The sequence below is a fragment of the Brachybacterium atlanticum genome, assembly GCF_025669985.1.
Classification (GTDB): domain Bacteria; phylum Actinomycetota; class Actinomycetes; order Actinomycetales; family Dermabacteraceae; genus Brachybacterium; species Brachybacterium conglomeratum.
The window spans coordinates 37838-64707 of record NZ_JAKJJW010000016.1 but is presented as its reverse complement, the minus strand read 5'-3'; the positions used below and the strand labels follow the sequence as shown (position 1 = coordinate 64707).

22 protein-coding genes are annotated in these 26870 nt (G+C 72.7%); 3 read left to right on the top strand and 19 right to left on the bottom strand.

Annotated features, from left to right (window positions below; genetic code table 11):
• Positions 1–63 precede the first annotated feature (63 nt).
• Positions 64–1011 carry an aminoglycoside phosphotransferase family protein gene (locus tag L3K22_RS09710; protein ID WP_263311210.1) on the top strand — a complete coding sequence of 316 codons (948 nt, stop codon included), beginning with the start codon at positions 64–66 and terminating at the stop codon, positions 1009–1011.
• A 4-nt stretch (positions 1012–1015) separates the two neighbouring features.
• Here the strand turns inward: L3K22_RS09710 and L3K22_RS09705 are convergent, their stop codons facing one another.
• Entirely contained in the window at positions 1016–2611 is a 1596-nt protein-coding gene (locus L3K22_RS09705; protein ID WP_263311209.1) for an HNH endonuclease, read from the bottom strand.
• Between the two features lie 235 nt (positions 2612–2846).
• On the opposite strand from L3K22_RS09705, the gene L3K22_RS09700 reads away from it, so the two are divergent.
• Positions 2847–3344 carry a glutathione peroxidase gene (locus L3K22_RS09700; protein WP_263311208.1) on the top strand — a complete coding sequence of 166 codons (498 nt, stop codon included), beginning with the start codon at positions 2847–2849 and terminating at the stop codon, positions 3342–3344.
• A 134-nt stretch (positions 3345–3478) separates the two neighbouring features.
• Here the strand turns inward: L3K22_RS09700 and L3K22_RS09695 are convergent, their stop codons facing one another.
• The 15 genes from L3K22_RS09695 to L3K22_RS09625 form a co-directional block, all read right to left on the bottom strand.
• Positions 3479–5389, bottom strand: a complete 1911-nt coding sequence (locus tag L3K22_RS09695) for a serine hydrolase domain-containing protein (RefSeq protein ID WP_263311207.1) — start codon at positions 5387–5389, stop codon at positions 3479–3481.
• 215 nt (positions 5390–5604) lie between these two features.
• Positions 5605–6174 (bottom strand): hypothetical protein, encoded by a 570-nt coding sequence (locus L3K22_RS09690; protein WP_263311206.1) that lies wholly within the window; start codon positions 6172–6174, stop codon positions 5605–5607.
• 7 nt (positions 6175–6181) lie between these two features.
• Complete coding sequence (locus L3K22_RS09685; RefSeq protein ID WP_263311205.1) at positions 6182–8488, bottom strand: prolyl oligopeptidase family serine peptidase; 2307 nt, start codon at positions 8486–8488, stop codon at positions 6182–6184.
• 207 nt (positions 8489–8695) lie between these two features.
• Positions 8696–9043: a GntR family transcriptional regulator gene (locus L3K22_RS09680; RefSeq protein WP_259880799.1), complete on the bottom strand. Its 348-nt coding sequence runs from the start codon at positions 9041–9043 to the stop codon at positions 8696–8698.
• A complete protein-coding gene (locus L3K22_RS09675) occupies positions 9040–9954 on the bottom strand; it encodes a hypothetical protein (RefSeq protein WP_263311204.1) in 915 nt (304 codons plus the stop codon). The genes L3K22_RS09680 and L3K22_RS09675 overlap by 4 nt, the downstream gene beginning before the upstream one ends.
• 103 nt (positions 9955–10057) lie before the next feature.
• Positions 10058–10453 carry a cation:proton antiporter gene (locus L3K22_RS09670; RefSeq protein WP_010552319.1) on the bottom strand — a complete coding sequence of 132 codons (396 nt, stop codon included), beginning with the start codon at positions 10451–10453 and terminating at the stop codon, positions 10058–10060.
• A complete protein-coding gene (locus tag L3K22_RS09665) occupies positions 10450–10710 on the bottom strand; it encodes a monovalent cation/H+ antiporter complex subunit F (RefSeq protein WP_062947068.1) in 261 nt (86 codons plus the stop codon). Before L3K22_RS09665 ends, L3K22_RS09670 begins: the two co-directional genes overlap by 4 nt.
• Positions 10707–11225 (bottom strand): Na+/H+ antiporter subunit E, encoded by a 519-nt coding sequence (locus L3K22_RS09660; protein ID WP_263311203.1) that lies wholly within the window; start codon positions 11223–11225, stop codon positions 10707–10709. Before L3K22_RS09660 ends, L3K22_RS09665 begins: the two co-directional genes overlap by 4 nt.
• Entirely contained in the window at positions 11225–12763 is a 1539-nt protein-coding gene (locus tag L3K22_RS09655) for a proton-conducting transporter transmembrane domain-containing protein (RefSeq protein WP_263311202.1), read from the bottom strand. Before L3K22_RS09655 ends, L3K22_RS09660 begins: the two co-directional genes overlap by 1 nt.
• Positions 12763–13092, bottom strand: a complete 330-nt coding sequence (locus L3K22_RS09650; RefSeq protein ID WP_263311201.1) for a sodium:proton antiporter — start codon at positions 13090–13092, stop codon at positions 12763–12765. Before L3K22_RS09650 ends, L3K22_RS09655 begins: the two co-directional genes overlap by 1 nt.
• Positions 13089–16151, bottom strand: coding sequence for a DUF4040 family protein (locus L3K22_RS09645; protein ID WP_263311200.1), 3063 nt, complete (start codon positions 16149–16151; stop codon positions 13089–13091). The genes L3K22_RS09650 and L3K22_RS09645 overlap by 4 nt, the downstream gene beginning before the upstream one ends.
• 458 nt (positions 16152–16609) lie before the next feature.
• Positions 16610–18661 (bottom strand): PhoX family protein, encoded by a 2052-nt coding sequence (locus tag L3K22_RS09640; RefSeq protein ID WP_263311199.1) that lies wholly within the window; start codon positions 18659–18661, stop codon positions 16610–16612.
• A gap of 260 nt (positions 18662–18921) precedes the next feature.
• Positions 18922–19335 (bottom strand): universal stress protein, encoded by a 414-nt coding sequence (locus L3K22_RS09635; RefSeq protein WP_263311198.1) that lies wholly within the window; start codon positions 19333–19335, stop codon positions 18922–18924.
• 61 nt (positions 19336–19396) lie between these two features.
• The gene (locus tag L3K22_RS09630) at positions 19397–20860 is read right to left on the bottom strand and encodes an APC family permease (RefSeq protein ID WP_263311197.1); all 1464 of its coding nucleotides are present in this window, start codon (positions 20858–20860) and stop codon (positions 19397–19399) included.
• A 128-nt stretch (positions 20861–20988) separates the two neighbouring features.
• Complete coding sequence (locus L3K22_RS09625) at positions 20989–22557, bottom strand: LssY C-terminal domain-containing protein (RefSeq protein WP_263311196.1); 1569 nt, start codon at positions 22555–22557, stop codon at positions 20989–20991.
• A 132-nt stretch (positions 22558–22689) separates the two neighbouring features.
• Between L3K22_RS09625 and L3K22_RS09620 the strand changes: the two genes are divergently transcribed.
• On the top strand, positions 22690–23544 hold the full coding sequence (locus tag L3K22_RS09620) for an aldo/keto reductase (RefSeq protein ID WP_263311195.1): 855 nt from the start codon (positions 22690–22692) through the stop codon (positions 23542–23544).
• 355 nt (positions 23545–23899) lie between these two features.
• Here the strand turns inward: L3K22_RS09620 and L3K22_RS09615 are convergent, their stop codons facing one another.
• Genes L3K22_RS09615 through L3K22_RS09605 form a run of 3 tightly spaced genes read right to left on the bottom strand, consistent with a single transcriptional unit; the run spans position 23900 to position 26791 of the window.
• Complete coding sequence (locus L3K22_RS09615; protein ID WP_263311194.1) at positions 23900–24664, bottom strand: iron ABC transporter ATP-binding protein; 765 nt, start codon at positions 24662–24664, stop codon at positions 23900–23902.
• Positions 24661–25797: an iron chelate uptake ABC transporter family permease subunit gene (locus L3K22_RS09610; RefSeq protein WP_263311193.1), complete on the bottom strand. Its 1137-nt coding sequence runs from the start codon at positions 25795–25797 to the stop codon at positions 24661–24663. The genes L3K22_RS09615 and L3K22_RS09610 overlap by 4 nt, the downstream gene beginning before the upstream one ends.
• A complete protein-coding gene (locus L3K22_RS09605) occupies positions 25790–26791 on the bottom strand; it encodes an ABC transporter permease (RefSeq protein WP_263311192.1) in 1002 nt (333 codons plus the stop codon). Before L3K22_RS09605 ends, L3K22_RS09610 begins: the two co-directional genes overlap by 8 nt.
• Positions 26792–26870: the final 79 nt, after the last annotated feature.

Here is a 26870-nt window from a genome sequence, read left to right as displayed (position 1 = left end):
CGCATCGTATCCACTGGTGCGCGGTGCTCCCGGCCGCCGGGGCAGGCCCATGCATCGCCGGTGATGGACGGCTCCGCGGACGTGCCGCCGGACCGTGCTGCGGCGCGTCGGCGCGCTGCGGCGCTGTGCGCGTGGCTCGCCCGCCTTCCCGCGCTGGTCGACGAGGTACTGGAGCGGTGGGAGCTGACGGCGCTGCCGCCGTTCCGACCGGGCGGTTCGAGCGCCTGGGTCGCGCCCGTGCGCACCGCCGACGGGGGCGAGCGGGTGCTGAAAGTGGCGTGGGCGCATGAGGAGTCCCGCGACGAGGCGGCGGGGATGCGGGCGTGGCAGGGTCGCGGGGCGGCGCAGCTGCTGCGCAGCGAGCGGCGCGGTGACACGGCGGCTCTGCTGATGGAGCACGTGCGGCCCGGGGTGCCGCTCGCGCGCTGCCTGACCTGGCCCGAGCGGGACGAGGTGGCCGCGGCGGTGCTGCGTCGGCTCCGCGTCCCGGTCGACGAGCTGCTCGGTGCGGACGACGATCCGGCCGCCGACTCCACCCTCCCCGCCCCGTCCTCGTTCCGGCCGCTCGCCGACATGTGCGCGTGGTGGGCCGACAGCGCCGCCCAGCGGCACGCCGAGGCCGTCCCGTCGCTTCTGCCGTCGGGGCTCGTCGAGCACGGCCTCGGTCTGTTCCGCGCGCTGCCCGGGGACTGGGACGGGGAGCAGATCCTGCTGGTCACGGACCTGAACCCGGGCAACATCCTCACCCATGACGGGCCGGAGCGGTGGCTGATGATCGATCCGAAGCCGTACATCGGCGATCCGCACTACGACGTGCTGCAGCACATGCTCAACGACGGGGAGCGCCTGGTCGCGGATCCGGGGGCGTTCGCCGATCGGATGGCTGACCTCGCGGGGCTGGATCGTCGGCGAACCCGACGGTGGCTGCTGGCCCGCTGCGTGCAGGAGACCGGGGAGTTCGACGACGCCGCATCCGCGGCGCTCCGTCTTGCGGCCGACGGAGTCGAGTGACGTTCTAAGGGCGCCGATGCTCACCGCTCGGTCCGTCGTCGGGCTCGCCGCCCGGCCCATCGGCTCGTCCTGACGCTGCACCCCTGTCCGATGCTGCACCCTGGCCCGACGCCCCGCCTCGTCCCGAGGATCCGCTCCGGCCCGATGGCCCCCGCAGCGGCGTCGGCCCGGTCTCCCGCGTCGCGCCGGAGTGGCCGGTCCAGCGCACCCGGTGCCCGGGCAGTGCAGGGTTCTCGACCCGTTCGACGCGGGCGGCGAGCTGCTCCTTCTTGTTGCAGTGGGCGCAGAGCCCCTGACCGTTGTCGAGGCTGGTGGGGCCTCCGCGGGAGACCGGGACGATGTGGTCGTACTGGCGGATCTGCGCATTGCAGAACGGTCCGCGGCAGGTGGTGTCGCGCCGACTGAGGAAGCGTCGCATCGCGGGCGGGAAGGGCCGCGAGGCGGAGTCCATCGCGATGAGCTCGTCGGCCGTGGGGTGGGCGTAGAGGCGTCGCAGCGTCGCCCGCACGGCCTCGCCGTCTGGCCCGAAGGGATCGCGCTCCCCCTCAGCGGGCGGGGTCGTGCAGGCCAGGAGCTGCTCGCGCACCGCCTCGGCCGGCACCGCGCCGTAGCCCTCGAGATGGGCGACGTCGCCCGCATCGGGACGGAACAGGGCGCGGTCGGTGATGATCACGCCGACCTCGAGCGTGACGGGCGGCGGCGCCCCCTCGCCGGGGCGGAGCACCGTGTCGACCAGGACGTCCGCCATCACGGCGGAGTGGCCGCTGCGGTCCCCGGCGGCGCGTCGGCGCTCCGCCTCGCGGCTGAGGCGGCGGTGGATCTGCTGGGCGTCGAGAGCGGAGAGCCGCGCCGTGAGGGTCGCCATCCCGTGCTGACCGGGGGTCATCGTGACGTGGCGGTCCCTGCGGGCCCGGCGGTGGCGCAGCGCCGCCCCCTCCGGGTCTAGCTCCCCGGCGACGGTCGCGACCGCGTCCCGCCACCTGCGAGTGCCGGCGCCGTCGAGCTCGGGCAGCCGCTCGCCGAGGATCCTGTCGACCTCGCGGGCGAGGTCCGGGTCCAGCACGGCCGAGGCGCCCGCGACGGCGTAGGCGGAGTCCCCGGCGATCCGGCCCCCGGCCAGCGCCGACATGATCTGCGGGAGGGTCTCGACGAGGCGGCGGGCGGAGGCGAGGGTGCGGCCGGCCGTGTGCGGGGAGCGGCGGGTGATCAGGGAGATGTCGGTGACGGTGGAGCCGTCGGCCTCCTGCTCGATGCGGCTGCGCGAGGGGGTGGCGGCGTCCTCGTGGGCGGCGTCGGCCCGCGCCTGCTCCCAGCGTTCGCGGCGCGTGGTGTCCTGCAGCGCGATCAGTGCGCGGGCCTCGAGGGAGTCGAGCGCCCCGCGGGAGGCCTGGATCGCGCCGAGCAGGTCGGAGAACTCGCGACGGGGCCTGCCTTCGGTAGCGAACAGCTCGGCGGGGTCGCCGGCGAGCCCCTGGAGGAGGAACGCCAGGTCTCCGAGGTGCTGGGCGAGGCCGACGGGGTCGGTGCGGCGCAGCGCGGCGAGGGTCTCCTCGGGGGTGTCCTCCCCCGAGGAACCCGGGAACCACGGTGCGCTCGTCATGCCTCCATGCTTCCGGCGTCCGCGGCAGATCACCAGGCAGAGACGGGAAATGGGGACGGCGGGGCGGTGTGGAGGAACGGTCGGCGTCGAGGGAGCGGGCACCTGGTGGGGAGGGCGGTGTGGAGTAACGGTCACCGTCGAGGGGCCGGGCACCAGGTGGAGTGCGGGCGCGTCCCTGCGCCGGGGAAGCCCCGCCCTCGACCTCCGCCCAGCCGCGGCACCCACAATGGAGAGCATGACGACTCTCGCCGACTTCACCGCCACCACCCTCTCCGGCACCGAGCAGGACCTCTCCGAGCACCTCGGCTCGGTCGTGCTCGTGGTCAACACCGCCAGCAAGTGCGGGCTCACCCCGCAGTACGAGGGGCTGCAGGCCCTCCACGAGCGCTTCGCCGACCGCGGGCTCACCGTGCTCGGCTTCCCCTGCGACCAGTTCAACAACCAGGAGCCCGGCACCGACGACGAGATCTCCGAGTTCTGCCAGGTCAACTACGGCGTCACCTTCCCGATGTTCTCGAAGATCGAGGTCAACGGCGAGGGTGCGCACCCGCTGTACCAGTGGCTGACCGGCGAGCACGAGCTCGAGGGCGGGCTGAAGATCCCCGCCGGCGACATCGAGTGGAACTTCGGCAAGTTCCTGCTGGGCCGCGACGGGCAGGTGCTGCGCCGCTGGTCGCCGCAGACCACTCCCGAGGAGATCGCGGACGACATCGAGGCCGCGCTCGGCGCCTGAGCGGCCACACAGCGCGCAGCGCCTGAACGCACCGGTGGCCGGTCGGATGCCGAGTCCGACGGGCCCGGGCGCTCGACCCCGGGCCCGACCACCTCACGGCAGCCCCCGAAGCTGTCGATGCGACGCCGCCCGGCTCACCCGGGCAACGACCACCCGTCGGCGACGACGGCGTCCCGGTCCCCGGGCCGGTCGGTGTCCACGAGCACCTGTCTCCGGTCCAGCACCCGCAGCCGCCCCACCCAGGCGCCGAGGCCGCGGGTGGAGCCGTCGGTGGTCAGGGCGAGCCGCACCTGCACCTCGCCCGAGAGCGGACCCGACGCGTCCACCAGCGGGAACGTCCCCGTCCATGCCACGCGCCGGCCCCAGCCGGTGATCGTCCCGTCGGGGATCTCGACCGGCTCCTGGTGGCGGGCGGTGAGGCGGCCCGGCAGAGGCGTCCAGCTCTCTCCCCCGTCGGCCGAGACCTCGAGGACCAGCAGGTCGTAGGCGGTCTCGAGGTGCGCGAACAGCTCCGCCTCGAGCACCGGCTCGCGGCCGGGCAGGTCCGCGGAGATCTCCAGGGTCGCCGTGGCGGCGTCACGGTCCCCGGCGCGCCAGCCGGACCGCACGCTCTCGGGGACGATCCCGAGCGCATGGGCCACGCAGGTGGAGACCTCGCGACGGGTGACCGAGGTGGTGGACCACTCGCGGGTGGGGTGCACCGAGTTCGTCAGCAGCACCACGACGGTCTCCGTGAGCGGGTCGATGACCAGCGAGGTGCCGGTGAATCCGGTGTGCACGCCGCTGTACGGGCTGGTCAGGCCGGCGTGATAGAACCAGGCCTCGAGCTCCGGGCCGAGACCGCGCCGCGCGCCGCCCACCCCGGTGATCTCGGCGATGCGGTCGGTGAACATCGACTCGACGGTCTCGGGCTGGAGGATGCGAGCGCCGCCGTAGATGCCGCCGTGCAGGAACATCTGCGCGAACACGGCGAGGTCGCGGGCGGTGGAGAACACCCCGGCGTGCCCGGCGACGCCGCCGAGGGAGTAGGCGTTCTCGTCGTGGACGTGCCCGTGGACGAGCCGGCCGTAGTGCTCCACGTACTCGGTCGCGGCGATGCGAGCCTTCAGCTCCGCGGGCGGGTTGTACATCGTCTCGTCCATGCCGAGCGGGCCGGTGATGTGCTCGCGCACGTACGCATCGAGGCTCTGCCCGGAGAGCTTCTCGACGATGAGCCCGAGCGTGATCAGGCCCAGGTCGGAGTAGACGTACTTCGTGCCGGGCGGGGTGCTCGGCGCGACGGTGAGCACCGCGTCGATCCGCGAGGGGACGTCGGGGAAGGCGGAGTAGAGGTTGATGAAGGCGGGCAGTCCGCCGACGTGGGTGAGCAGGTGCTGGACCGTGACCTCACCTTTCCCGTTCTCGGCGAAGCGCGGGAGGTGGTCGGCGACGCGGTCCTCGAGCGCGAGCAGTCCCGCCTCGACGTGCTGCATGACGGCGGTGGCGGTGAAGATCTTCGAGATCGAGGCGAGGTCGTAGATCGTGTCCGTCCGGGCGGGGATCCGCTCGGCCTCGGGCAGCTCGGTGCTCGCGTCCTGCCAGCGCAGCGCGTACCCGTCGGCGTGCTCGTAGGCGATGCCGCGCTGCGAGGCGATCAGGAGCGTGGCGCCGGAGAAGCGGGGCGGGTCGTTGTCGAGGCCGGCGCGGAGGATGCCGGGCAGCTGGGCGAGCACGTCGGCGTCCAGGCCGACGTCGGCGGGCTCGACGTCCTCGAGCGTCTTCGAGGAGCCGCGCCGGTTCCAGGGGTGGGGGTGGGGTCCGCCGGGCCGCCAGCCGGGGGCGGAGGCGGCGGCCTGCTTCTCGGGGCGCTCCTTGCGCGGCGCGGGATCGCCCATGGCGTGCGCGGCGGCGGGGAGGCCGACGGCTCCAGCGCAGGCCGCGAGGGCACCCGCTGCGAGGCCGGTGCGCCGGGTGAGGCCGGGCTGGTCGGTGCCGGGCTGGTCGGTGCCGGGCTGGTCGGGGCGGGGCCGATCGTCGCGGGGCTGGTCGGTTCCGGGCTGGTCCATGGGGCTCCTTCGCATCGGGTCCGTCGCGCGGCCGGGGGCGTCCTCGATGACGCCGCACCTCCGTCTCCGCTGGTCGGACCGGGAGGCACACAGGCTCCGCTCCCCCTGGTCGGGAGCCTGGCGCACCGCCGACCAACCTATCCCCGGCCCCTTCCTATGGCAACCGTCACAGGACGGGCTGGGGCGGCCCGGGGGCACGGGGGCGGTGGGGCAGGTCAGCGACCGCCGACGGGGTCGCTCCCCCGCCGGGCCGCCCGCACCTCGCGCAGGCCGAGCACCAGCAGGACGATCGAGGCCGCCCTCAGCCCCGCCACCACCAGCGCCCCGAGGATGCCGAGCAGCCGGGCGACGAGCGCGAGACCGTCGGGGAGCGTGTCCAGATCGCCGGAGACGTCGATGCCGAAGAGCAGACCGAGCAGGACCGGGGCGATGGCGAGCACCCCGCCGATCCAGAGCCGGCTCCCGCGACGGGCGCGCACGATCACGACGATCGACAGCACCAGCGCCGCGACCCAGAGCGCCAGGTTCCCGAGCAGCAGGAACGCCACCGCCGCCACGAACGCGGACTGACCGGCCCGATCGTTCATCAGGCCGGACCATGCCGAGCCGGGCAGGCCCGCCCCGAACAGCTCCAGGAGCAGGCCGACGAGGCCGCTGAGCACCATCACGGCCATCACCGCGACCAGGGCGTACGCCGTGCGGACCGGTGGCGCGGAGACCCAGTGCCCTCCGCCGCTCGTGCTCGGATCCGTCGTCATCTCCCCCGCCCCCTGATTCCAGGTCACCGCACCATCACTTCCGCTGCAGCGCGAGGACGGGCACGTCCACCGGGCTGAAGCCGAGCACCTGCCCGTAGAAGGACAGCGACGCCTCGATCGCCGTCACGATCGTCTCCGCCTTCCGGAAGCCGTGCTGCTCCCCCTCGAACAGGAGATAGGCGTGCGGGATGCCCTTGGCGGCGAGCGCATCGCGGAACGCCTCGGACTGGCTGGGCGGGACGATCCGGTCCTCGTCGCCCTGCAGCAGCAGCACCGGCACCTCGAGCTCGTCGACGTGGCTGAGCGGGGCGCGCTCGACGTACAGGTCCCGCCGCTCGGGATAGGGGCCGACGAGCCCGTCGATGTAGCGGGACTCGAAGTCGTGGGTGTCCAGGCGGAACTGCTCGAGCTCGGCGACGCCGAAGCTGGAGACCCCGGCCGCGAAGGCGTCCGTGCGGGTCAGGCACGCCAGCGTGGTCCAGCCGCCGGCGCTGCCGCCCTCGATCGCGAGCCGCTCCCCGTCGGCGATCCCCTCGGCGACCAGGTGCTCCATCACCGCGACGGTGTCGGCGACGTCGACCACGCCCCACTGGCCCTTGAGCCGGTCGCGGTAGGCGCGGCCGTAGCCGCTGGAGCCGCCGTAGTTCACGACCACCACGCCGAGCCCGCGGGAGGTGTAGTAGGCGACAGGCAGCGAGAGCACCGGCGGGACGTGCGCGGTGGGGCCGCCGTGGACCTGCGCGATGAACGGCGGCAGCTCGCCCTCGCGCCCGGCGAGGCCGTCCTGACGAGGACGGTGCACGATCGCGTGCACCACTCCGCCGTCCGCCAGCGGTACCTCGATGCTCTCCGCCTCCGGCAGGAGGCCGGGGTCGGGGGCGTCGTCGCGGGAGGAGCGCAGCAGGGTGAGCGCAGAGAGGGTCGGCGCGGCCGACGGGGTCCGTCCGGCCGACGGGGTCCGTCCGGCCGCCGGAGCACCGCCGGTCGAGGCGGCCGCGGGCGCGGCGTCGGACGGGTCGGCCGACGGATCGGCCTGCGCGATCTCTTCCTCGAGCCGCAGCTCGGCGAGGTGGATCGCGCCGAACGCCGTCGGCGAGGCGCCGGCGAGGACGAGCAGCCCGTCCTCGCGGCGCTGCATGCCGCCGACCTCGGTGAGCGGGCAGTCCAGCGGGGCGAGCTCGCCGGTGCTGATCCGCAGCACGGACAGCGAGGTCGCGGCGCGGCCGTGCTGGACGAGGGCCCGGTCGGCGTCGAGCACCTGGTACCAGGTGGTGCCGAGCGCCCACATCGGTCCCGCGAACTCCTCCTCGCGCTCGAGGACCTGGCGGGCGCCGTCGGCCGACGACCAGGTCCAGGGGTTCCACCAGCCGGTGACGTCGGAGAGGAACAGGAGGCGCTCGTCGTCGAGCCATTCGGGCTGGAGCACCGAGACGTCGGTGCCGCCGGCGATGATCTCGCCCTCCCCGGCGCTGCCGTCGAGCAGCGGTGCGACGTGCAGCTCGGTGCCGTCCCACGGCATCTGCGGGTGCTCCCAGCTGATCCAGGCCAGGCGCGTGCCGTCGGGGCTGAGGCGCGGGTGGGCGACGAAGCGGGAGGCGGGGGTGATGCGGCGCAGGGCGGCGGGATCCTCCGCGGCGGAGCCGTCCAGCGGCACGGCGACGATGCTGCGCTCGATGTGCGGGGCGCCATCGGCATCGGTGCGCGGGCCCTCCTCGCCGCCTGTGTGGTCCTCGCACACCCACCACACCTCGGTCGTGCCGTCCGCGAGGGTGACGACGGTGGGGTCCGCCCAGCGCAGCGAGGGTCCGTGCGCGGACTCGACCTCGGGGCCGACGGGGGTGAGCGGGCGGGGCCGCTCACCCTCGCGCAGCGCGTAGGCGCGCTGGTCGGCGAAGTTCACGAAGACGACCAGCGGCGGCTGGCCGTCCGGGCCCGGCGCGGGGACCACGGTCCAGCTCGCTCCGCCGTACTCGTGCACGCGCGAACGGGCGTTGAAGGGGGCGGGCAGGACGGTGACGCGGTCGGCCGGTACGGACGTGGCGGGCGGCTGCGAGTCGTCGGCGGCGGAGGCGACCCCGGGGGCGGGGCCGGCGTCGGCGGCGGTGACGCCGTCGGCCCGGTCGGTCGCAGCGGCCGATCCCTCGGCGCCCTCGGCCGGCGGGAGCGCGACGGGACCCGCGGTGCGGACGATCGCCTGGCGGCCGCCTTCGGTCGCGATGCCCTCGGTCCACCACACCTCCCGGCCGACGAGGCGCGGCGAGCCCAGGCGGGTGCCGCCGGTCGCGAGGAGGTCGGCGGTCAGGGGCGAGGGCCAGGAGCCGTACGGGAGAGTCGTCACCATGCGTCCAGCCTATGCAGGCGAGCGGTCCCGGGAGGTCGAGTCGTGCGTCCGGATCCAGCGGCCGGATCATGGACTCGTCCCTCCCGCGGAGAGCTGACGGGGTCGGGCGCGACGGTCATGGGCCCATCCTCCGCCGGTCGATTCTCTGCACGTCGCCGGAGCGGGCCCTGTCCTGCCGAGGCGGCAGGACATGGCTCCGCGTCTCCCTCACCACGTACTGCGCAGCACCCGCAGCGCGTCCTCGAGCGAGAGGCCCTCGTCGCGCGCGGCGGTCGCCAGATGGCGCGCCGCCTGCGCGACGGCCGAGGAGACCGGGGCCGCCTCGTCGCTGACCCGAGTGCCCGAGCCCACCCGGGTCACCAGGAGGCCGTCCGCCTCCAGCGAGCGGTAGGCCTTCGCCACGGTTCCAGGGGCGACGGCGAGGTCGGCGGCGAGCTGCCGGACCGAGGGCAGGCGCTCGCCCCGGCCCAGCCGACCCGTGGTGATCAGGCCGCTGATCTGATCGTGGATCTGCCGGGCGGGGCTCCCGTCCTCGTGGCTCAGGGCGAGGATCACGACGGGACCGCGCTGCGTCGCGAGCGGGAGAGGGACGGCGCGGGCACGGCGGTCAGGGCCGTGAACACCCACAGCGCACAGCCCGCGCAGGCGGCCACCGCCCCGAGCACGTCGAGCGCGCTCGAGAGGGCGGCGAACGGCGTGCTGATCGAGAACTGCCCACGATCCCCGCCGGAGAAGGTGCCGGAGAGCCGCGAGGTGTTCGCCAGCGAGGTCAGGATCGTGCCGAGGTGCAGCAGCAGCGCCCCGAGCGCGACCCGCGCGACGTTCGCGCTGCGCCGCCGACGCTTCGCCGTGTCGGCGGGCTCCGCCTCGGCCAGCGGCGAGCGCGCGATCCTGGACAGGGCCCACCAGGTGGCCGCACCCAGCGGCATCAGCAGCACCAGAGGGAGGGCGGAGTGGTGCCATCCGTAGATGCCCGTGCCGAGCGTGCCCGAGCCGACGTGGACCACGTAACGGGTGTACTCGCCGTCCTCGTCCGGCCGGGAGGCAGTGCCTGCGGCGAGCGCGAGAACGAGCACGAGGGTGAGGAGGACAGCGGAGAGCCAGCGGACCTCGAGGAAGGAGCGCCAGGTGCGGGGCGCGAGCGTCGCCCCAGCAATCGGCGCGCGGTGCGGGCGGACGGCGCCCAGCGCGATCAGGGCGGCCAGCCCGAGCACCAGCGGCAGCGCGTAGCGGGCCCCGAAGACGGCCGACCAGACCTCCCGGGGCGCCTCGACCCACAGCGGCATCGCCCCGAGCACGGAGTAGGCCGCCAGGAGCACCACGGCCCCTCCGGCTGCCGCCGCCGTCACGGCACGACCTGCCTCCAGCGCAGGGAGCCCGCGACGGCGCACCGTCCATGCGAGCGCACCGAGCACGATCCCGGCCAGGTGTCGCCAGAGCAGCATCCACAACAGCGTCCAGGTCATGCCTAACCTCCGCGGTGCACCAGTGCAGTGTCACACACCGTATCAGCCGCTTGATACACCTGGGGTGCCGCGCGCGCCGCTGCCGTCCCTGCGGACTGCTCGCTCAGCGCTCCTCGCTGTGCGGCTCCTGCTCCCCCTCGCCCGGCGCCCGGGCGAGGTCCTGCGGGGCGGTGCGCGGGTCCACGGGCGAGCCGGAGAGGTAGGCGGCGCGCGCCAGCACGTTCGAGGCGATGGAGGAGACGATGATCAGCGCCAGCACGGTGAGCAGCGTCTTCACCAGCACGACGGGGTCCAGGCCGCTGGTGCGGGTGTGCTGCAGGAAGGCGCCGATCACGATCATCGGCAGACCCAGGCCGGTGGCCGGGGAGAGCACGTTGATGCGGCTGAACGAATCACGGGCGTGGAACATCGACAGCGCGGCGGTGAGCATCCAGAACGCGCCGCCGATCAGCAGCACGCCGATCAGCACGGTGAGGGCGAGGTCGAGCACGGGGTTCATCGGCGCCCCTTCGTGAGGATGCGGGCCAGGGCCACGGTGGCGAGGATCCCCAGCACGGAGGCGATCAGCGCGGCGTCCACCGCCGCGGCGGAGGAGTTCACCAGGCCGATCAGCACGATCACCCCGATGCCGGAGAAGAACACCAGATCGCCCACCACGGCGCGGCTGGCCGGGTCCGGTGCCGTCGCCACCCGGAACAGGCCCACCAGGATCGCGGCGCCCAGCAGCACCACGGTGGTCCACAGGATGATGGTCATCGCTCGTCCTCCTCCTGCTCGCGGGGCTGCTCGTGCGAGGACCCGCCCGCTCCGGCGTGCCCGCCGGGACCCGTGCGGTGGCCCGCGGCGCGGATCCGACGCACGGCGCGCCCGTCCGCGAAGCGCTCGTCGACCGCACTGCGCGACCGGCGCGGGAGCAGCGCCGCCTCGGCCCCGCCCGGCCCGCGGGAGGCGCGCAGCAGGCGCTGCTCCATCTCGCGCAGGTCCTCGACCACCTGCTCGCGCGAGTCCGCGAACAGCACGTGCACGAACAGGCTCGGGCCCTCCTCGAGGGTGCCGTGGGCGGTGCCCACCACCAGCGTGCCCGGGGTGATCGTGATCGAGGAGGCCATCGCGATGATCTCGAGGTCCGTGGTGGCCCGCAGCGGGTACTCCACGATTGCGGGCGAGCTGCGGGTGCGCGGGCTGTACACCCCGGCGGCCACCGCGAAGGAGCCCTTCACGATCTCGCCGATGATCCACAGCACGTAGGTGAACGTGTACCAGGCGCGCATCAGCCGATCACCGCCTCGACGTAGGCCTCGACGTCCAGCAGGTCCGTGGCGGCCACGTCGATGCTGGGCAGCACGGCGCCGATCCCCGCGAACAGCGCCATCGACAGCGCGATCATGGCCGCGCCCGGGGCCAGCAGCCGCCGCGGCACCCGCACCTCGTCGGGCAGCGGCTGCTCCTCGCCGCGGCCCGTGGTCGGATCGTCCGGCCGGTAGGTGGTCATGTCCTCACCCCAGGCCAATCTGCGCCACACCCGCTGCAGGCCCAGCAGCGAGCCCACGGAGGCGATCACCACGGCGAGCAGCGCCGCCCAGCCCAGCACGGCGTCCCCGCCGGTGATCTGCTGGGAGGGGGCCTGCAGCAGGCCCACCTTGCCCCACAGGCCGGAGGTGGGCGGCAGGCCCACCAGGCTGAACATGCCCAGCGCCATCACGGCCATCACCCACGGCTCACGCCGGGCCAGGCCGCTGAGGCGGTCCAGGCGGCCCGAGCCGTAGGTGTGCTCGAGCGCGCCGGTGGTGAGCAGCAGGGAGGACATCGAGATCACGTGGTGGACCAGGTAGAGGATGCCCGCGGTCACGGAGAGCTGGGTGAGCAGCACCAGGCCCAGCAGGATGTGGCCCACGCCGGTGACCATCTGATGGCCCATCGCGGTGCGCACCCGGGTGGCGGCGGCGGTGGAGAACGCTCCCACCAGGATCGTGGCCAGCACCAGCACCGCGAACACGGTGAGGAACGGGAGCTCGTCGCCGAAGGCGACCGCGACGATGCGGTAGATCGCGTACAGCGCCACCTTGGTGTGCAGGGCGGAGAACAGCGCCATGATCCCGGCCGACGTCGCGGGGTAGGCGCGCGGAAGCCAGGAGTGCACCGGCACCATGCCGCCCTTGACGGCCAGGGCCAGCAGCACCACGGCCAGGGCCGCGGCGGTGACCTGGTCCTCGCCGCCGGCACCGGCCAGCGCGGCGAGGTTCACGGTGCCGGCGGTGCCGTACACGAACCCCACGCCGATCAGCAGTAACGTCGAGGTGAGCAGGTTGACCAGCACGAACAGTCGGCCGATGCCGAGGCGACGCCAGGTGCCCGTCAGCGCGATCAGCGCGTAGGAGGGCATCAGCATCACCTCCACCCACACGAACAGGTTGAACAGGTCGCCGGTGAGCAGCGCGCCGTTCACGCCGGCGCTCAGCAGCAGCACCAGCGGCGGCACGAAACGGTACCGCGCCTCCCCCGTGAGCACGAGGAACACGCTGGCGGCGAGCGTGGACAGCGCCGTCACCAGCAGCATCACGGCGCTGAGGGTGTCGGAGACGAAGGGGATCGCCAGCACGTCGGAGAAGCCGCCGACGGCGTGGGAGAGCACCGGCACGGTGCGGTGGAAGGCCAGCAGCCACAGCGCGCCGAGCGCCACCAGCAGCGGGGCGCCCAGCATCACCGCGACCTCCACGGGGCGGCGGCGCACCACCACCAGCGCGGCGGCGCCCAGCAGGGGCACCACCACGAACAGCGGCAGCAGGGCGGGGTTCACGGCGGGGAACATCAGTCGTGGGTCTCCCCGGTGTCGGGATGGGCGGTCATGTCGTCGTCCCGGCCGATCACCGCGAGGGTGAGCATGAAGATCGTGACCGCCATCGTGATCACGATCGCGGTGAGCACGAACGCCTGGGGCAGCGGATCGGCCATGTCGGCGCGGGAGGAGAGGTCGGTGAGCGGCTCGGCCCGCCAGCCGGGCACGCCGGTGGCCAGCAGGGCGAAGTTCGCGGCGTGGCTGATCAGGGTCATCCCGAACACGGCGCGCACCATGCTGCGCTGCAGCAGCAGGTACACACCGCCGGTCACGAGCACGGCCACGGTCAGGGCGAGGATCATCGGCGTCCGGCCTCCCTCGGCTTCGTTCCGGCGGTCAGGTGCGCGGTGCCGACGCCCACCGGGCGGCGCCGCGCGGGCTCGCCGCGGGTGGTGTCCAGCGGGCCGGGCAGCTCGCCCTCCACCGCCTCGTCGGTGCGCTCACGGGTGCCCTCGCCGGACTTCTCGCCCGTGGTGGCGCCGGCCCCCAGCAGGTTCACGGCCACCATCACCAGGCCCAGCACCGCCAGGTACACGCCCAGGTCGAAGATCATCGAGGTGGAGACGTGCTGGCCCAGCAGGTAGCCGTGCAGCGGCTCGAGGAAGCCGTCGTGGAGGAAGCCCAGCACGCCGGAGCCGAGCGCCACCAGCACGCCCCCGCCGATCAGCAGCAGCGGCAGGCGCGGCGGGCCGATCTGTCGGTCCCGGGAGGTGGACAGGTACAGCAGCGCCACGATCGCGGAGCCCACCAGGGCGGCGATGAAGCCGCCCCCGGGGGCGTTGTGGCCGCGCAGGAACAGCATCAGCGACAGCAGCGCGAGGACCGGGCCCACCACGCGCACCATCAGCTGCAGCGCGGCGGCGTTGCCCCAGGCGGAGGAGATGGCCCGGTGCGCGGAGGTGCCCTCCTCGCGCAGGTGCGGGGCCTCGACCTGCTCGTCGGCGCGGGCGGGGTCGATGAACATGTGACGCACGCTGGAGAGCACGGCCACGATCGCCACGCCCGCCATGCCCAGCACGGAGAGCTCGCCGAGCGTGTCCAGCGCACGGAACTCCACCAGGATCACATTGACGATGTTGTGGCCGCCGGTGATCTCCTCGGCGTGGTCGATGTAGTACTCGGCGACTTCGCTGCGGCCGCGCCGGCCCATGAACAGGAACACGCCGGCGCCGGCGGCCAGACCCACCGGGACCGCGACCAGCAGCGCGCCCGCCCGTCGGGAGCGGCGCGGGGCGCCGTCCCGCTCCGGGGCCTCGAAGCGCTGCGGCATCCGCTGCAGCACCAGCATGATCACGATGATCGTCAGCGACTCCACCAGCAGCTGGGTGAGGGCGACGTCCGGGGCGCCCAGCGCCAGGATCTGCGCGGTGGCGAGGATGCCGACGGCGGAGAGCGCCACCGCCGCACCCAGCCGGTCCCGCCGCGTGCACACCACGATCACGGCGACGGTGACCAGCACCAGCAGGATCACGTCGATGCCGCGGTTCATGCCCTGCTGCAGCGGCGCGAGGTCCCCCCACAGCACAGCGAGGGAGCCCAGCACCACCGCGGCGAAGGCCAGCAGGATCGCGCCCAGGTGGCGCATCGGGTCGTCGGAGGCGATGGGGCGCACCAGCACCGCCGCGACGCGCTCGGCAAGGCGGTCCACCGCCGTGAGCACGCGGGCGCCGTCCACGGGGAAGGGCCGCGCCTCCAGGGCGGGCAGCACCCGCTCCCGCGCCAGCGCGATCAGGGTGCCCAGCGCGATGATGGCGGCGGTGAGGCCCAGCTCCGGGGTGATCCCGTGCCAGAAGGCCAGGTGGGGGTGGAACTCGCCGCCCAGGGCGGCGTCCATCGCGCGGCCGACGGGGGTGTCCAGCACCCCCACCACCAGCGCGAGCGGCAGGCCCACCAGGATCGGCAGCGCGGCCGGGCCCAGGAACAGCAGGCCGGGGGCGTGGGCGTCCTCGGCGCGCACCAGCGCGCCGGTGGCGTCATGCGCGCCGGGGGCCGACGGCGCCCGCTCCCCGTCCACGCGGGCCAGGAGCTCCTCGTCACGACCGTCCACGAAGGCGCCCAGCACGATCTTCGCGCAGTAGGCGAAAGTCAGCACGCTGGCGCCGGCGATGCCGAGCGCCACCGCCCAGGGAGCCCAGGCAGGGCCGCCGGTCTCGAGCGCGCCGGTGAGCAGCGACTCCTTGGAGACGAAGCCGAGCATCGGCGGCAGGCCCGCCATCGACATGCAGCCCAGCACGGTCACCGCGAAGGAGCCGGGCATCGTGCGCCACAGCGCCGGCATGCGCCGCAGCTCGCGGGTGTGCACGGCGTGGTCCACCACGCCCACCATCATGAACAGCCCGGACTTGAACAGGGCGTGCGCGATGGTGTGCAGCACGGCGGCGAGGATCGCGTACTCGGTGCCCACGCCGATGAGGGCGACGATCAGGCCCAGCTGGCTCACCGTCGAATAGGCCATCAGCTTCTTCAGATCGCCCTGCTGCAGGGCCAGGAACCCACCCACGAAGGCGGTGACGATCCCCGCCACGATCAGCAGCACGTTCCAGGCGGGGACGTCGTGGAAGGCGGGGCTGAAGCGCAGCAGCAGGAAGATGCCGGCCTTCACCACGGCGGCGGCGTGCAGGTAGGCGGAGACCGGCGTGATCGCGGCCATCGCATCCGGCAGCCACACGTGGAACGGGAACTGGGCGGACTTCGTGCACGCCGCGAGCGCGACCAGGAGGGCGACCAGCGTGGTGAACGCCGGGTCCTGCTGCCAGATCCCGTCGGCCAGGACCTCGCTGAGGGAGGTGGTGCCCAGGCGCAGCACCATCAGCGTGACGGCGCTGAGCAGGGCCAGGCCACCCAGGAAGGTGATCAGCAGGGTGCGCATCGAGGCGGCCTGCCCAGCCGCGCCGGAGCGGGCGATCAGCAGGAACGACGCGATCGAGGTGAGCTCCCAGGCGATGAACAGCAGCACCAGGTCGTCGGCGAGCACCAGGGTCACCATCGACAGGGTGAACAGCGCCATCACCAGGGAGAAGCTGAGATTGCGGCCCACTGGGAGGTATCGCGCCGAGTAGGCGAGCACCACCGCGCCGATCACCAGCGCGATCATCGAGAAGACGATGCCGATCCCGTCGGCCCGCAGCGCGAGCTCCACGCCCCACTGCGGCGCCCACGGGACGGCGAAGGTGGTGGCCGGGTCACCGGCCCCGCCCGCCATCACGGCGGCGGCGGCGGGCAGCAGCGCCGCGGCGGCGGCCAGGTAGAGGGCGGCGAGAACCCAGCAGGCCGCGCGGCCCATCAGCCGGTCCAGCACCGGGGTGACGGCGACGGTCGCGGCGAGGAGCAGCAGGGTCCACAGCACTGACACCGTCAGCACCCCGGACGTGCGTGGGCGGCGGCGTCACGGCGGGTCATGGCGGGGAGTCTAGCGAAGCGGACTGAGGGCTCCAACGCGCCGCCACCTCTCCGGCCGGGCGGGCTCCTCGCGCGCGCGTGCGAGAGAAACTCGTCTCCGCCCCGGCCGCGCGCCGCGGGCGAGGACGGAATCCGGTGAGCAGGCTCACAGCGAGGCCGCGGGGCAGGGCGGCCGACGGGCCGGGCGCGGGGCTGTCGGGCAGGGCGCGGGCCGTCGGATCCGGTGCGGCCCCGCCGGCCGCCGTTCCCGAGCGCACGCGGGCACCACGAGGGCCCCGCACGACGCGAGGGTTCTCGCGGGGCGCGCGGGGCCGTTCAGGCGTGGTGCGGGGCCGACGTCGCAGCGACGCCGACCCCTCCCCGGCGGAGCACCGGATCAGCGGCAGATCAGTGCGAGATCAGGGCCAGATCAGCACGGGGTCAGCCGCGCTGGGGCAGCACCTGCACGACCGTGGGCTTCGGGCCCTGGCCGTCGTAGTCCGGGAAGTACGAGCGCTGCGCGCCGAACTCGCCGTCCTCGCCCGGGTGCTGGACGGAGACGAACGCCGAGCGGTCCTCGTCGCGGATGATCGGGCCGCAGGTCTCGCCGTCGATCGGGACGGAGAGGAACTGCTCGACGCGGCCGCGGTCCTCGCCCTCCAGGGTGACGCGGAACAGGCCGTCGTTGTAGCCGATGCCGGAGGGGGCGCCGTCGGTGGAGATCCAGAGGTTGCCCACCGAGTCGAAGGCGAGGTTGTCCGGGCAGGAGATCGGGGAGACCTTCTCGACCGGGAAGCCGGAGAAGTAGGTCTGATCGCCCTGTGCGGGGTCGCCGGCCACCAGCAGCAGGTTCCATGCGAAGGCGGTGGAGGTCTGGTCGCCCTGCTCGTCGATCTCGACGACGTGGCCGTCGCGGTTCTGGGTGCGGGGGTTGGCCTCGTCGACCGCGGCCTTGCCGGCGGTGCCGCGATCGGAGTTGTTGGTGCAGGCCACGTACACGCGGCGGCTGTGCAGCGAGGGCTCGACGTCCTCGCAGCGGTCCATCTTGGTGGGGCCGACGGCGTCCGCCGCGAGGCGGGTGTGCACGAGGGCCTCCTCGACGGTGAAGCCGGGGACCTGGGACTCGCCGTCGACCACGAGCGGCAGCCATTCACCGGTGCCGTCGAAGGCACCGTCGGAGGGGAGGTCGCCGGAGCCGTCGATCTCGGCGGCGGGCGAGTTGCCGGTGAACTTCGCGACGTAGAGGTCGCCGTTCTCCAGCAGGGTCAGGTTGTGCTCGCGGTCGCCCTCGACGTAGCGGTCGCGGGAGACGAACTTGTACAGGTAGTCGAAGCGCTCGTCGTCGCCGGAGTAGGCGACCGCGCGGCCGTCCTCGGCGATGATGATGTTCGCGCCCTCGTGCTTGAAGCGGCCCAGCGAGGTGTGCTTTCGCGGGGTGGAGGTCGGGTCGAAGGGGTCGACCTCGACGATGTAGCCGAAGCGGTTGACCTCGTTCTCGTAGCCCTCGTTGCGCGCGTCGTAGCGGTCGTGCGCGTTCTCCCAGCCGCGGGCGGTGGCCGCGTCGCGCAGGCCGTAGCGCTTCTCCGCCTCGGAGGTGCCGGCGGAGCGGAAGTAGCCGTGGAAGTTCTCCTCCCCGGAGACGAGGGTGCCCCACGGGGTGAGGCCGCCGGCGCAGTTGCCGAGGGTGCCCAGGACCGTGCGTCCCTCGGGGTCCTCCACGGTCCTGACCAGGTCGGAGCCGGCGGCGGGGCCGGTCAGCGCGAACTCGTCGTCCAGCAGGATGCGACGGTTCAGCTCCGCGCCCTGCACGTACCGGTAGGGGAAGTTCTTGTTCTTGCGCTCGAGCTCCACGACGGTGAGGCCGTGGGCGGCGCGGCCGATCTCGATCGCCTCCTCGGCGCCGGTGTCGGCCGGCAGCATGATGTTCTCGTTGGTGTACTCGTGGTTCACGAACATCACCGCGCGCTTGCCGGCGCTGCCCGGGATCTCCTGGATCTCGGTGTAGTCGTTGTTGTAGCCGAACTGGCGCTTCTGCGCCTCGGCGCTCTGGGCGTTCCAGTCGAACTCGGGCGCGTCGTCGAACAGCGGGTCGCCCCAGCGGATGATCGGGTACCAGGCGAAGCCCCGGGGCACGGTGAACTCGTCGACGGCCGCGTCGACCGGCTCGATCGGCGTGAAGGTGAGCTTGGTGCCGTTCGGGGGGCGGTGACCACCGCGTCCGTTGCCGTTGCCCTGCCCCTTGCCCTTCCCGCTGCCGGGATCGGCGAGGGCGCCCTGGGTGCCGGCGAGGCCGATCGCGAGCGCAGCGGTGGAGCCGCCGATCACGGCGCGACGGGACAGCGCGCTGGAGGCGATGTCGCGGAAGGTGGGGTTGTCCGAGTGGTTGCAGTCTCCGAAGGCGCACTGGCTGGCGCACTTGAGCTGGCAGGTCACGGCGGAGCGCTTGCCGCGCACCGCGTCCTTCATGAGCAGGGGCAGGTCGATCAGAGCCATGGCTGACATCCTTCGCTGGTGTACTCGTCTCTCCGCGCATCACGATGCGCAGGACCAGATGACGGTGCGTCACGAAGGTGAGTCGCTCCCGGCATGCGGGGAACGGGCAGATGAACAGCGGGCGAAGGGAGGCCCCCGAGCCCGGAGGAATCGGAAGGACGCGGCGTAGCTGCCCCGGATGCCCGACGGCGCCGCCGCGCAGGGCACCGCCGCCGTCTCCCGGCGAGGAGCAGGGCCGACGGGCCCCGCTCAGGGTCTCCTCAGAACCTCGTCGGCGCGACGAAGCCCTCGGGCTTGACCATCACCACCGGCACGGGCGCCTCGATCGCGACCCTCTGCGAGGTTGAGCCCAGCAGGATCTTCCCGATCGGGGTGCGCTTGCGGATGCCGAGGATCACGAGATCGACGTCGTCGTGCTCGACGGCGTCGAGGATGTCGTCGGCCGGATCGTCGCGCTTGGGGACCGTGCGCAGCTCGAAGGCGAGGCCGGTCTCCTCCAGACGCTCCTGGAGAGGGCGATGGTCCGTGACGCCGCGCGCCTTGCGCGGGTCGGGAGCGCGCTCGGAGGCGAGCACGAGCAGCGAGGCGCCGCGGAGCTCGGCCTCCTCGACCGCGAAGGCGAACGCGGCCTCGCTGGTGGCGCTGGGGACGTAGGCCAGCAGGATCTTCGACATGGGTTCTCCCTCGGGGTGCGGGTCTCAGGGAACGGGGCGGGACGGCAGGCCGACGGCGGGGTCAGTCCTTGCCGAGGTCGTCGGGGTGGCGGAAACGGGTGCGGCGTGCCCGCACAGCGCTGTTGTAGAACCAGGTGATCACGTACAGCACGAGCCCGACCACGAGCAGGCCGCCGCCGATCACGTAGTTCTCCCGCGGCTGCGCGATCGGCGAGACCAGGGCGAAGGACGTGATCGCACCGATGATCGGCAGCACCGTCGGGGTGCGGAAGTGGCGCACGTCCACCTTGTCCTTGCGCAGCACCAGCACCGAGATGTTCACCAGGCCGAAGACCGTCAGCAGCAGCAGGGCGGTGGTGCCGCCGAGCGCCGAGATGGTCTCGTCGGCGAGCACGTAGCGCACCGAGAGCACCAGCGCGAAGGCCAGCACGGTGGAGAAGACGATGCCGGCCCACGGGGTGCGCTGCTTCTGCAGCACGCCGCGCAGGAAGCCCGGCAGCACTCCCTGCTTCGCCATGCCGTAGAGCAGACGAGAGGCCATCATCATGTTGATCAGCACCGTGTTCGCGACCGCGAAGATCGAGATGAACGCGAAGATCGTGTCGATCGGGATCGTCGGGGCGCCCTCCTTGACCACCTCGAGCAGCGGGGTGGTCGACTCGGTGAGCTGGCCGATCGGGACCACCGCGACGGCGAGGATCGAGATCAGCACGTAGATCACGCCCGTGACCGACAGACCCGCGATGAGGGCGCGGGGGAAGTTCTTGACCGGGTCCACGGTCTCCTCGGCCATGTTCACCGAGTCCTCGAAGCCGACCATCGAGAAGAACGCGAGCGCGGTCGCGCCGATCACGGCCATGAAGATGCTCTTGTCGTCCTGGGTCTCGAAGAGGACCACGCGCGAGAGGTCCGCCTTGCCCTGGCCGACGGCGAAGAAGCCGACGACGATCACCAGCGCCAGGCCGGTCAGCTCGATGCAGGTCAGGACCACGTTCGCCTTGACCGACTCGGAGACTCCGCGCAGGTTGATCAGGGCCACCAGGGCCAGGAACACCAGCGCGATGGTGGTGGCGACGGCTCCGGCGGAGTCGCCGAGCGGCTCCTCGAGCGCGAAGGCCTTCAGCACGTTCTCCGAGAGGAAGATCGCGCTGGTGGAGGCCGAGGTGATGCCGGAGGAGAGGACCGCGAAGGTGACCATGAAGGTCAGGAAGTGGATGCCGAAGGCCTTGTGGACGTAGAGGGCGGCGCCCGCGGCCTGCGGGTACTTCGTGACCATCTCGACGTAGGACAGGGCCGAGACCATCGCGACGGCGAAGGCGATCAGGATCGGCAGCCAGCCGGCGCCGCCGACCTCGCCGGCGACCTTGCCGGTCAGCGAGTAGACGCCGGTGCCGAGGATGTCGCCGACGATGAACAGCAGCAGGAGCTTGGGCGTGATCGCCTTCTTGAGCTCGGGCTGATCGGAGCCGTGATCGGTGCCGGGGTCGCCGGCGTTCGCCGGGGCGGTCTCGTGGGACTCGCTCATGGGGGTTCCTCCCGGGGAAGACAGGGATAGGGACCGCCGACGGCAGCAGGGCGGGCACGAGGTCGGTGCACGCCGGTGCGGGGATCACCGGACGGCGGTGCACGCACTCTACTCTCCGGTGACCGCTCTCACAGCGCGGGCGCGGCCTCGCGCTCCTCCTCCGAGTCCTCGTCGGCCCGACGCTCGCGGGGGTCCAGGCGCAGGGTCTGGACCCACTGGCGGGAGGCATCGGAGCTGATCGCCATCACGCCGAGCGCGGAGGCGCCGGCGCCCACCAGCAGCGAGTGGGAGACGTCCCCGGTCATCGTGGTCGCCACGGCCAGACGGGCGAAGGCGTCGGCCGTGAAGAGCGCCATCAGCGCGATGCGGGCCCAGCGGCTGCGGCGCAGCACCCCGATCTGGAGCAGCAGCAGCGCGGCCGCGAACGCGGTGGCGCCCCAGATCGTGCCCTGCTCGGGCAGGATCAGCGACGCGTCGGGGAAGTGCTCGGTGAGGTCGACACCGGAGCCGAGCGTGAACCACTGGATCGCCACGATCGCCGCCTGCAGCAGCGCGAGGAAGCCGGTGAAGATCACCGAGGGCGGCGGGAGGTGGTGGTCCGCGGCGCGGGCGAGCACCTCGTGGAAGTCCCCGACCGTGCCGTGCCACTGCGCGGTCAGCTCGTCGGCCACCTCGGTGCGGCGCCCGCCGAAGCGCGTCGCGCTCAGAGCCGTCTGCGTCGCCGCGCGGGCGCGGGACTTCATCACCGAGCTGCCGGTGGGGCGGTGTCGCGGCAGCATGATCGCGCTCGCCCCGTCGGAGCGGGAGGCCGCGCCGGTCACGTCGATCACCGGCAGGTCGCCGTCGGTGCGGAACCGGTCGCCCTGCCCGTTGCGGTCGTGGTACGAGGTGGAGAACTCCTCGATGACCTCGACCTCCACCTCCGGATCCGCGAAGCGGACCGTGTCCACGAGGTAGTCCCGCTCCACGTCGATGTTCTCGTCAATGCGGTGGGTGATCTGCAGGGTGAAGAAGGAGAAGCCGACGGCGCGGTCGTAGGTGCCCGCCGCGAGCCAGTCCGAGCGGTACCCGCCCGGCAGCACGAAGTCGGGCGGCATCCGCCAGAAGCGCACGTGATGGCGCTTGGTGGTGGTGCCGCCCACCTCCTGCTGATAGGTGAAGTCGTGGCGGCGCCCCATCAGGTACAGGTCCGAGACGGGGGCCGACGGGTAGGAGCGTCGCAGCAGCGTCGAGCGCACCATCGACCAGGCCGAGGAGAGGGTCCGCTCCTCCGCGAGCACCCAGCCGGCCCGCCGCATCGCCACATGCAGATCCCGCTCGGGGCCGTCCAGGGCGATGTTGATCGGGTCCGAGAGCACGCCCTCGGTGGTGCGGGTGCGGCCGAAGAAGTAGTCCGGCAGGTAGATCCAGGTCATCAGCTGGTGCAGTCGCGGCAGCGTGATGTAGGTGAGCAGGATCCAGAAGCCCAGCAGGTACAGCAGCCGCACCGGCGTCAGCGAGAAGCCCTCGACGAGGTACAGCAGCGCGAGCCAGATTGCGACGACCACGCCCGCGGCGATGAAGAGGTTGTCCAGCAGCGCGTAGAGCTCGAACCGTCGGCCGCGCGGGGTGTGCCCGCGGGAGTGGTCGTAGCCCGGCGGCTCCGCGGGCACCGGACGGCCCAGCGGCACCAGTCGGGCGGACCGCGCCGGGGTCACCTCCGGCGTCCCGTGCTCGGCGACGTCATGCCGCCATCGTAGAGGGACGGGCTGGGAGGGCCGTGGGCCGGTCCGCCTCCGTCGGCCGCCCGCCGTAGGCTGGAGCGAGTCCGTCCCGAGGAGAAGAACTCCATGTCCACCACGCAGAACGCAGAGCACCCCGCCGTCCCGACGCTCGAGATCCGCGGTGCCGCCCCGATCCCCCAGCTCGGCTACGGCGTGTTCAAGGTCGACCCCGACATCGCGGCCGACGTCACCGCCCAGGCCCTCTCGGCCGGCTACCGCCACATCGACACTGCGAAGATCTACGGCAACGAGGAGGGCGTGGGCCGGGCGATCGCCGAGTCCGGGATCCCGCGCGAGGAGCTGTTCGTGACCACGAAGCTGTGGGACGACGCCCACGCCTTCGACGACGCCATCGCCGCCTGCGAGGCCTCCCTCGAACGGCTCGGCCTGGACTACGTGGACCTCTACCTCATCCACTGGGCGGTGCCCTCGCAGGGGCAGTACGTCGAGGCGTGGAAGGCGCTGATCGCCCTGCAGGAGCGCGGCCTGGTCCGCGCCATCGGCGTCTCGAACTTCCCGGCGCAGCAGCTCGCCGAGGTCATCGAGGCCACCGGCGTGGTCCCCGCGATCCACCAGATCGAGCTGCACCCCTACTTCCAGCAGCGGGAGCTGCGCGCGATCCACGCCGAGCACGGCATCCTCACCGAGGCGTGGGGGCCGCTGGGCCAGGGCAAGTCCGACCTGCTCGAGAACCCGGCCGTCACCGCGATCGCCGAGGCCCACGGCGCCACCCCCGCCCAGGTGGTCCTCGCCTGGCATCTCGCGCACGGCATCGTGACGATCCCGAAGTCCGTCACGCCCTCGCGGATCGTGGAGAACCTCGCCGCGGCGGAGCTGGAGCTCACGGCCGACGAGGTCGCCGCGATCGACGCGCTGGACCGCGAGGACGGCCGCGGCGGGACGGACCCCGCCACCAAGTGACCCGCTGAGGGCAGGCGACCCGCCGCCCGAGCGCCCCGCTGCCCGCGTGGCCTACTGCCCGGGTGCCCCGCCGCCGAGGTGCTCCGGCGGCCGGGCGCCCCGCCGCCGACCGAGTGCTGCATCTGGACCGCTGTGAAGCCGTCATGGCGGCCCGGATGCATCACTCGGCGCCGGTTCTCATGGGCAGGCGGCGCAGCCGCCTCCCCACACACATCGAGTGGCAGGTATCGACCGGTATGACTCAGGGATAGCGGTCGATATCTGCCACTCGGTGCTGGGCGCGAGGGCGGTGCGCCCGGTCCCGCTGTGCGGTGTCTCGCGGGGCCCGGACCCGGCCGGTCCGCCGCCGCCGGGCTCAGTAGTAGACGGCGAGCGGGCCCGTCGGCCCCTCGACCACCTGCACCGGGGTGTCGAAGACGCGGGAGAGCACCTCGCCGTCCATGATCCGCGCGACGGGCCCGGCCTCGACGACCGCGCCCTCCTTCATCGCGATGATGTGGTCGGCGTAGTGGGCGGCGAAGTTGATGTCGTGCAGCACCACCACGACCGTGCGGCCCAGCTCGCGGGCGGCATCGCGCAGGCGCCCCATCATCTGGACGCTGTGTCGCATGTCGAGGTTGTTCAGCGGCTCGTCCAGCAGCACGTACTCGGTGTCCTGGGCCAGCACCATCGCCACGTACGCCCGCTGGCGCTGCCCGCCGGAGAGCTGGTCGAGATAGCGGTCCTCGAGGTCGTCGAGGTTCAGGAAGTCGATCGCCTCGGAGATCTTCTGCTCGTCGAGCCGGGTCAGGCGCCCCTTGGAGTAGGGGAATCGGCCGAATCCGACCAGCTGGCGCACCGTGAGCCGGGTGATGAAGTGGTTCTCCTGGCGCAGCACCGAGAGGATCTTGGCGAGGTCCTTCGAGGCGGTGCAGGCGATGTCGTAGCCCGCCACCTCGATCGCGCCCTCGTCGATGCCGAGCAGTCGACCCACCATGGTCAGCAGCGTCGACTTGCCGGCGCCGTTCGGGCCCACCAGCGCCGTCACCCCGCCGGAGGGGATGCCGGTGGTGACCGGCCCGATCTGCACCGTTCCGGTCGCGGACCGGTACTCCTTCCGCACCTTGTCGATGGTGATCACAGGCGCCCCTTCCGCATGATGACGACGAGGAACACGGTCCCGCCGACGAGCTCGATGATGATGGAGACGACGCCCTGCGCATAGAACACGTGGTTCATGACGAAGTAGGCGCCGGCGAGGACCACGAAGCCGGTCAGCGCCCCGAGGGGCAGCAGGCGGCGGTGGTCGTGGGTCCCGGCGAGCTGGTAGGTCAGCGTCGCGACGAGGAAGCCGAAGAAGGTCATGGGACCGACGAGCGCGGTCGAGACGGCCATCAGCACCGAGACCAGGACGAGGGAGTAGATCGTGTGGCGGCCGTGATCCACACCCACGTTGATGCACACGTCCCGGCCCATCGCGATGACGTTGAGGGTGCGGGCGTTGAGCCAGATCAGCGTCGTCGCCACGACCACCAGCGGGATCGCGAAGGGCAGGTACTCGGCGCTCGCATTGGTCACCGAGCCGAACAGCCGGGCGCTGAGCACGTCGAACTCGCTGGGCGAGAGGAGGCGCTGCATGAAGGTCGAGACCGCGCCGAGCCCGCCGCCCATGATGATGCCCACCAGGAGCATGACCTGGATGTTCGCGTAGCGGCCGCGCAGCAGCCAGCCGTACAGCAGCACCGAGAGTCCCACCATCGCCGCGACCTGCGCGAGGAACTGGCCCGGGCCCTGCAGGGCGACGACGCCGGCCACGCCGAGCGTGTACACCGCGGCCGTCTGGATCACGGTGTACAGCGACTCGAAGCCCATGATCGAGGGGGTGATGATGCGGTTGTTGGTGACGGTCTGGAAGGTGATCGTGGCGACCGCCTGGCAGATCGCCACGACCGCCATCACCACCAGGGAGGTCACGCGCATCTCGGCGATCAGCCAGAAGCCGCGAGAGCCCACCGGCATGGGGTTCCCGATCGCGAGCAGCCCGAGCGCCGCGCCCGCGGCCAGGACCACGAGGACGGCCAGCACGATCCAGTAGCGGCGCTGGGAGACGGCGTCGGGGAAGGCGCCGGAGCGGGCGCGCACGCGCCGCGGGGCCGAGAGCACGCCGAGCTCACCTGCGGCGTCGGCCGGGGCGGTGGAGAGCTCGACCGGGGCGGCCTCGTCGGCGACCGCCTCGAGGCGGCGCCCGTCGTGGGTCGTCGTGCGCTCAGCCATGTCGGCGCTGCCTCAGCAGGAGGGCGATGAACACGGCCGCGCCCACGATCCCGAGGATCAGGGAGACCGGCACCTCGAAGGGCATGATGATGGTGCGGCCGATCAGGTCGCAGATCGTGACGATCGCGATGCCGAGCAGGCACACCCAGGGCAGGTTCGAGCGCAGGTCGTCGCCGCGGATCATCGAGACCACGTTCGGGACGATCAGGCCCAGGAAGGGCAGGTTCCCGACCACGACGGTGACCACGCCGGTCGCGATCGCGACCAGGCCCGTGCCCAGCAGCACCACGCGGCGGTAGTTCACGCCGACGTTGGTGGCGATGTCCTCGCCGAGGCCCGCGACGGTCAGGCGGTCGGCGACGACGAACACGGCCACGCCCACGGCGAGCACGATCCACAGCACCTCGTAGCTGCCGCGCAGCACGGAGGTGAAGGAGCCGGCGAACCAGACCCCGAGGTTCTGCAGCGCGTCGAACTGGAGGGCGACGAAGGTGGAGACGGAGCCGACGACGGCCCCGAGCATGATCCCGATGATCGGCACGATCAGGGAGCTGCGCAGCGTGACCCGGCGCAGGAACAGGAAGAACACCATCGTGCCGACGAAGGAGAAGACGATCGCCACGCCCATCTTCGTCAGCAGCCCCGCGGTCGGGACCAGCACCATCACCAGGATCAGGCCGAGCCCCGCCCACTCGGTGGTGCCGGTGGTGGACGGCTCGACGAAGCGGTTCTGCGTCATCAGCTGCATGATCAGGCCCGACATCGACATCGCGGCGCCGGCGAGGACCAGCGCGATGGTGCGGGGGATGCGGGTGATGGCGAACATCTCGCCGCCGTTCTCGGCGCCGAGCACGTCGTAGACGCCGGTGAGCAGGGAGACGACCAGCAGCAGCGCGACCGCGCCGATGCCGATCAGGAGCTTGCCGTCGACGAGGCGCTCGCGCCCGCGGGTGCGGGGCGGGGGCGCCTCGGAGGTGAGCTGGTGGGCGGTCATTCAGGACTCCTGGAAGGGGCGGTGGTCGCGTCGGCGCGCGGCCGCCGGAGCGGGCGCGCCGCACGGGGCCGACGGGCGC

Coding starts and splice junctions, on each gene's coding strand:
- L3K22_RS09710 (WP_263311210.1), top strand. CDS start 64: ATGGACGGCTCCGCGGACGTGCCGCCGGACCGTGCTGCGGCGCGTCGG.
- L3K22_RS09705 (WP_263311209.1), bottom strand. CDS start 2,611: ATGACGAGCGCACCGTGGTTCCCGGGTTCCTCGGGGGAGGACACCCCC.
- L3K22_RS09700 (WP_263311208.1), top strand. CDS start 2,847: ATGACGACTCTCGCCGACTTCACCGCCACCACCCTCTCCGGCACCGAG.
- L3K22_RS09695 (WP_263311207.1), bottom strand. CDS start 5,389: ATGGACCAGCCCGGAACCGACCAGCCCCGCGACGATCGGCCCCGCCCC.
- L3K22_RS09685 (WP_263311205.1), bottom strand. CDS start 8,488: ATGGTGACGACTCTCCCGTACGGCTCCTGGCCCTCGCCCCTGACCGCC.
- L3K22_RS09675 (WP_263311204.1), bottom strand. CDS start 9,954: ATGACCTGGACGCTGTTGTGGATGCTGCTCTGGCGACACCTGGCCGGG.
- L3K22_RS09670 (WP_010552319.1), bottom strand. CDS start 10,453: ATGAACCCCGTGCTCGACCTCGCCCTCACCGTGCTGATCGGCGTGCTG.
- L3K22_RS09665 (WP_062947068.1), bottom strand. CDS start 10,710: ATGACCATCATCCTGTGGACCACCGTGGTGCTGCTGGGCGCCGCGATC.
- L3K22_RS09660 (WP_263311203.1), bottom strand. CDS start 11,225: ATGCGCGCCTGGTACACGTTCACCTACGTGCTGTGGATCATCGGCGAG.
- L3K22_RS09655 (WP_263311202.1), bottom strand. CDS start 12,763: ATGTTCCCCGCCGTGAACCCCGCCCTGCTGCCGCTGTTCGTGGTGGTG.
- L3K22_RS09650 (WP_263311201.1), bottom strand. CDS start 13,092: ATGATCCTCGCCCTGACCGTGGCCGTGCTCGTGACCGGCGGTGTGTAC.
- L3K22_RS09640 (WP_263311199.1), bottom strand. CDS start 18,661: ATGGCTCTGATCGACCTGCCCCTGCTCATGAAGGACGCGGTGCGCGGC.
- L3K22_RS09635 (WP_263311198.1), bottom strand. CDS start 19,335: ATGTCGAAGATCCTGCTGGCCTACGTCCCCAGCGCCACCAGCGAGGCC.
- L3K22_RS09630 (WP_263311197.1), bottom strand. CDS start 20,860: ATGAGCGAGTCCCACGAGACCGCCCCGGCGAACGCCGGCGACCCCGGC.
- L3K22_RS09620 (WP_263311195.1), top strand. CDS start 22,690: ATGTCCACCACGCAGAACGCAGAGCACCCCGCCGTCCCGACGCTCGAG.
- L3K22_RS09610 (WP_263311193.1), bottom strand. CDS start 25,797: ATGGCTGAGCGCACGACGACCCACGACGGGCGCCGCCTCGAGGCGGTC.
- L3K22_RS09605 (WP_263311192.1), bottom strand. CDS start 26,791: ATGACCGCCCACCAGCTCACCTCCGAGGCGCCCCCGCCCCGCACCCGC.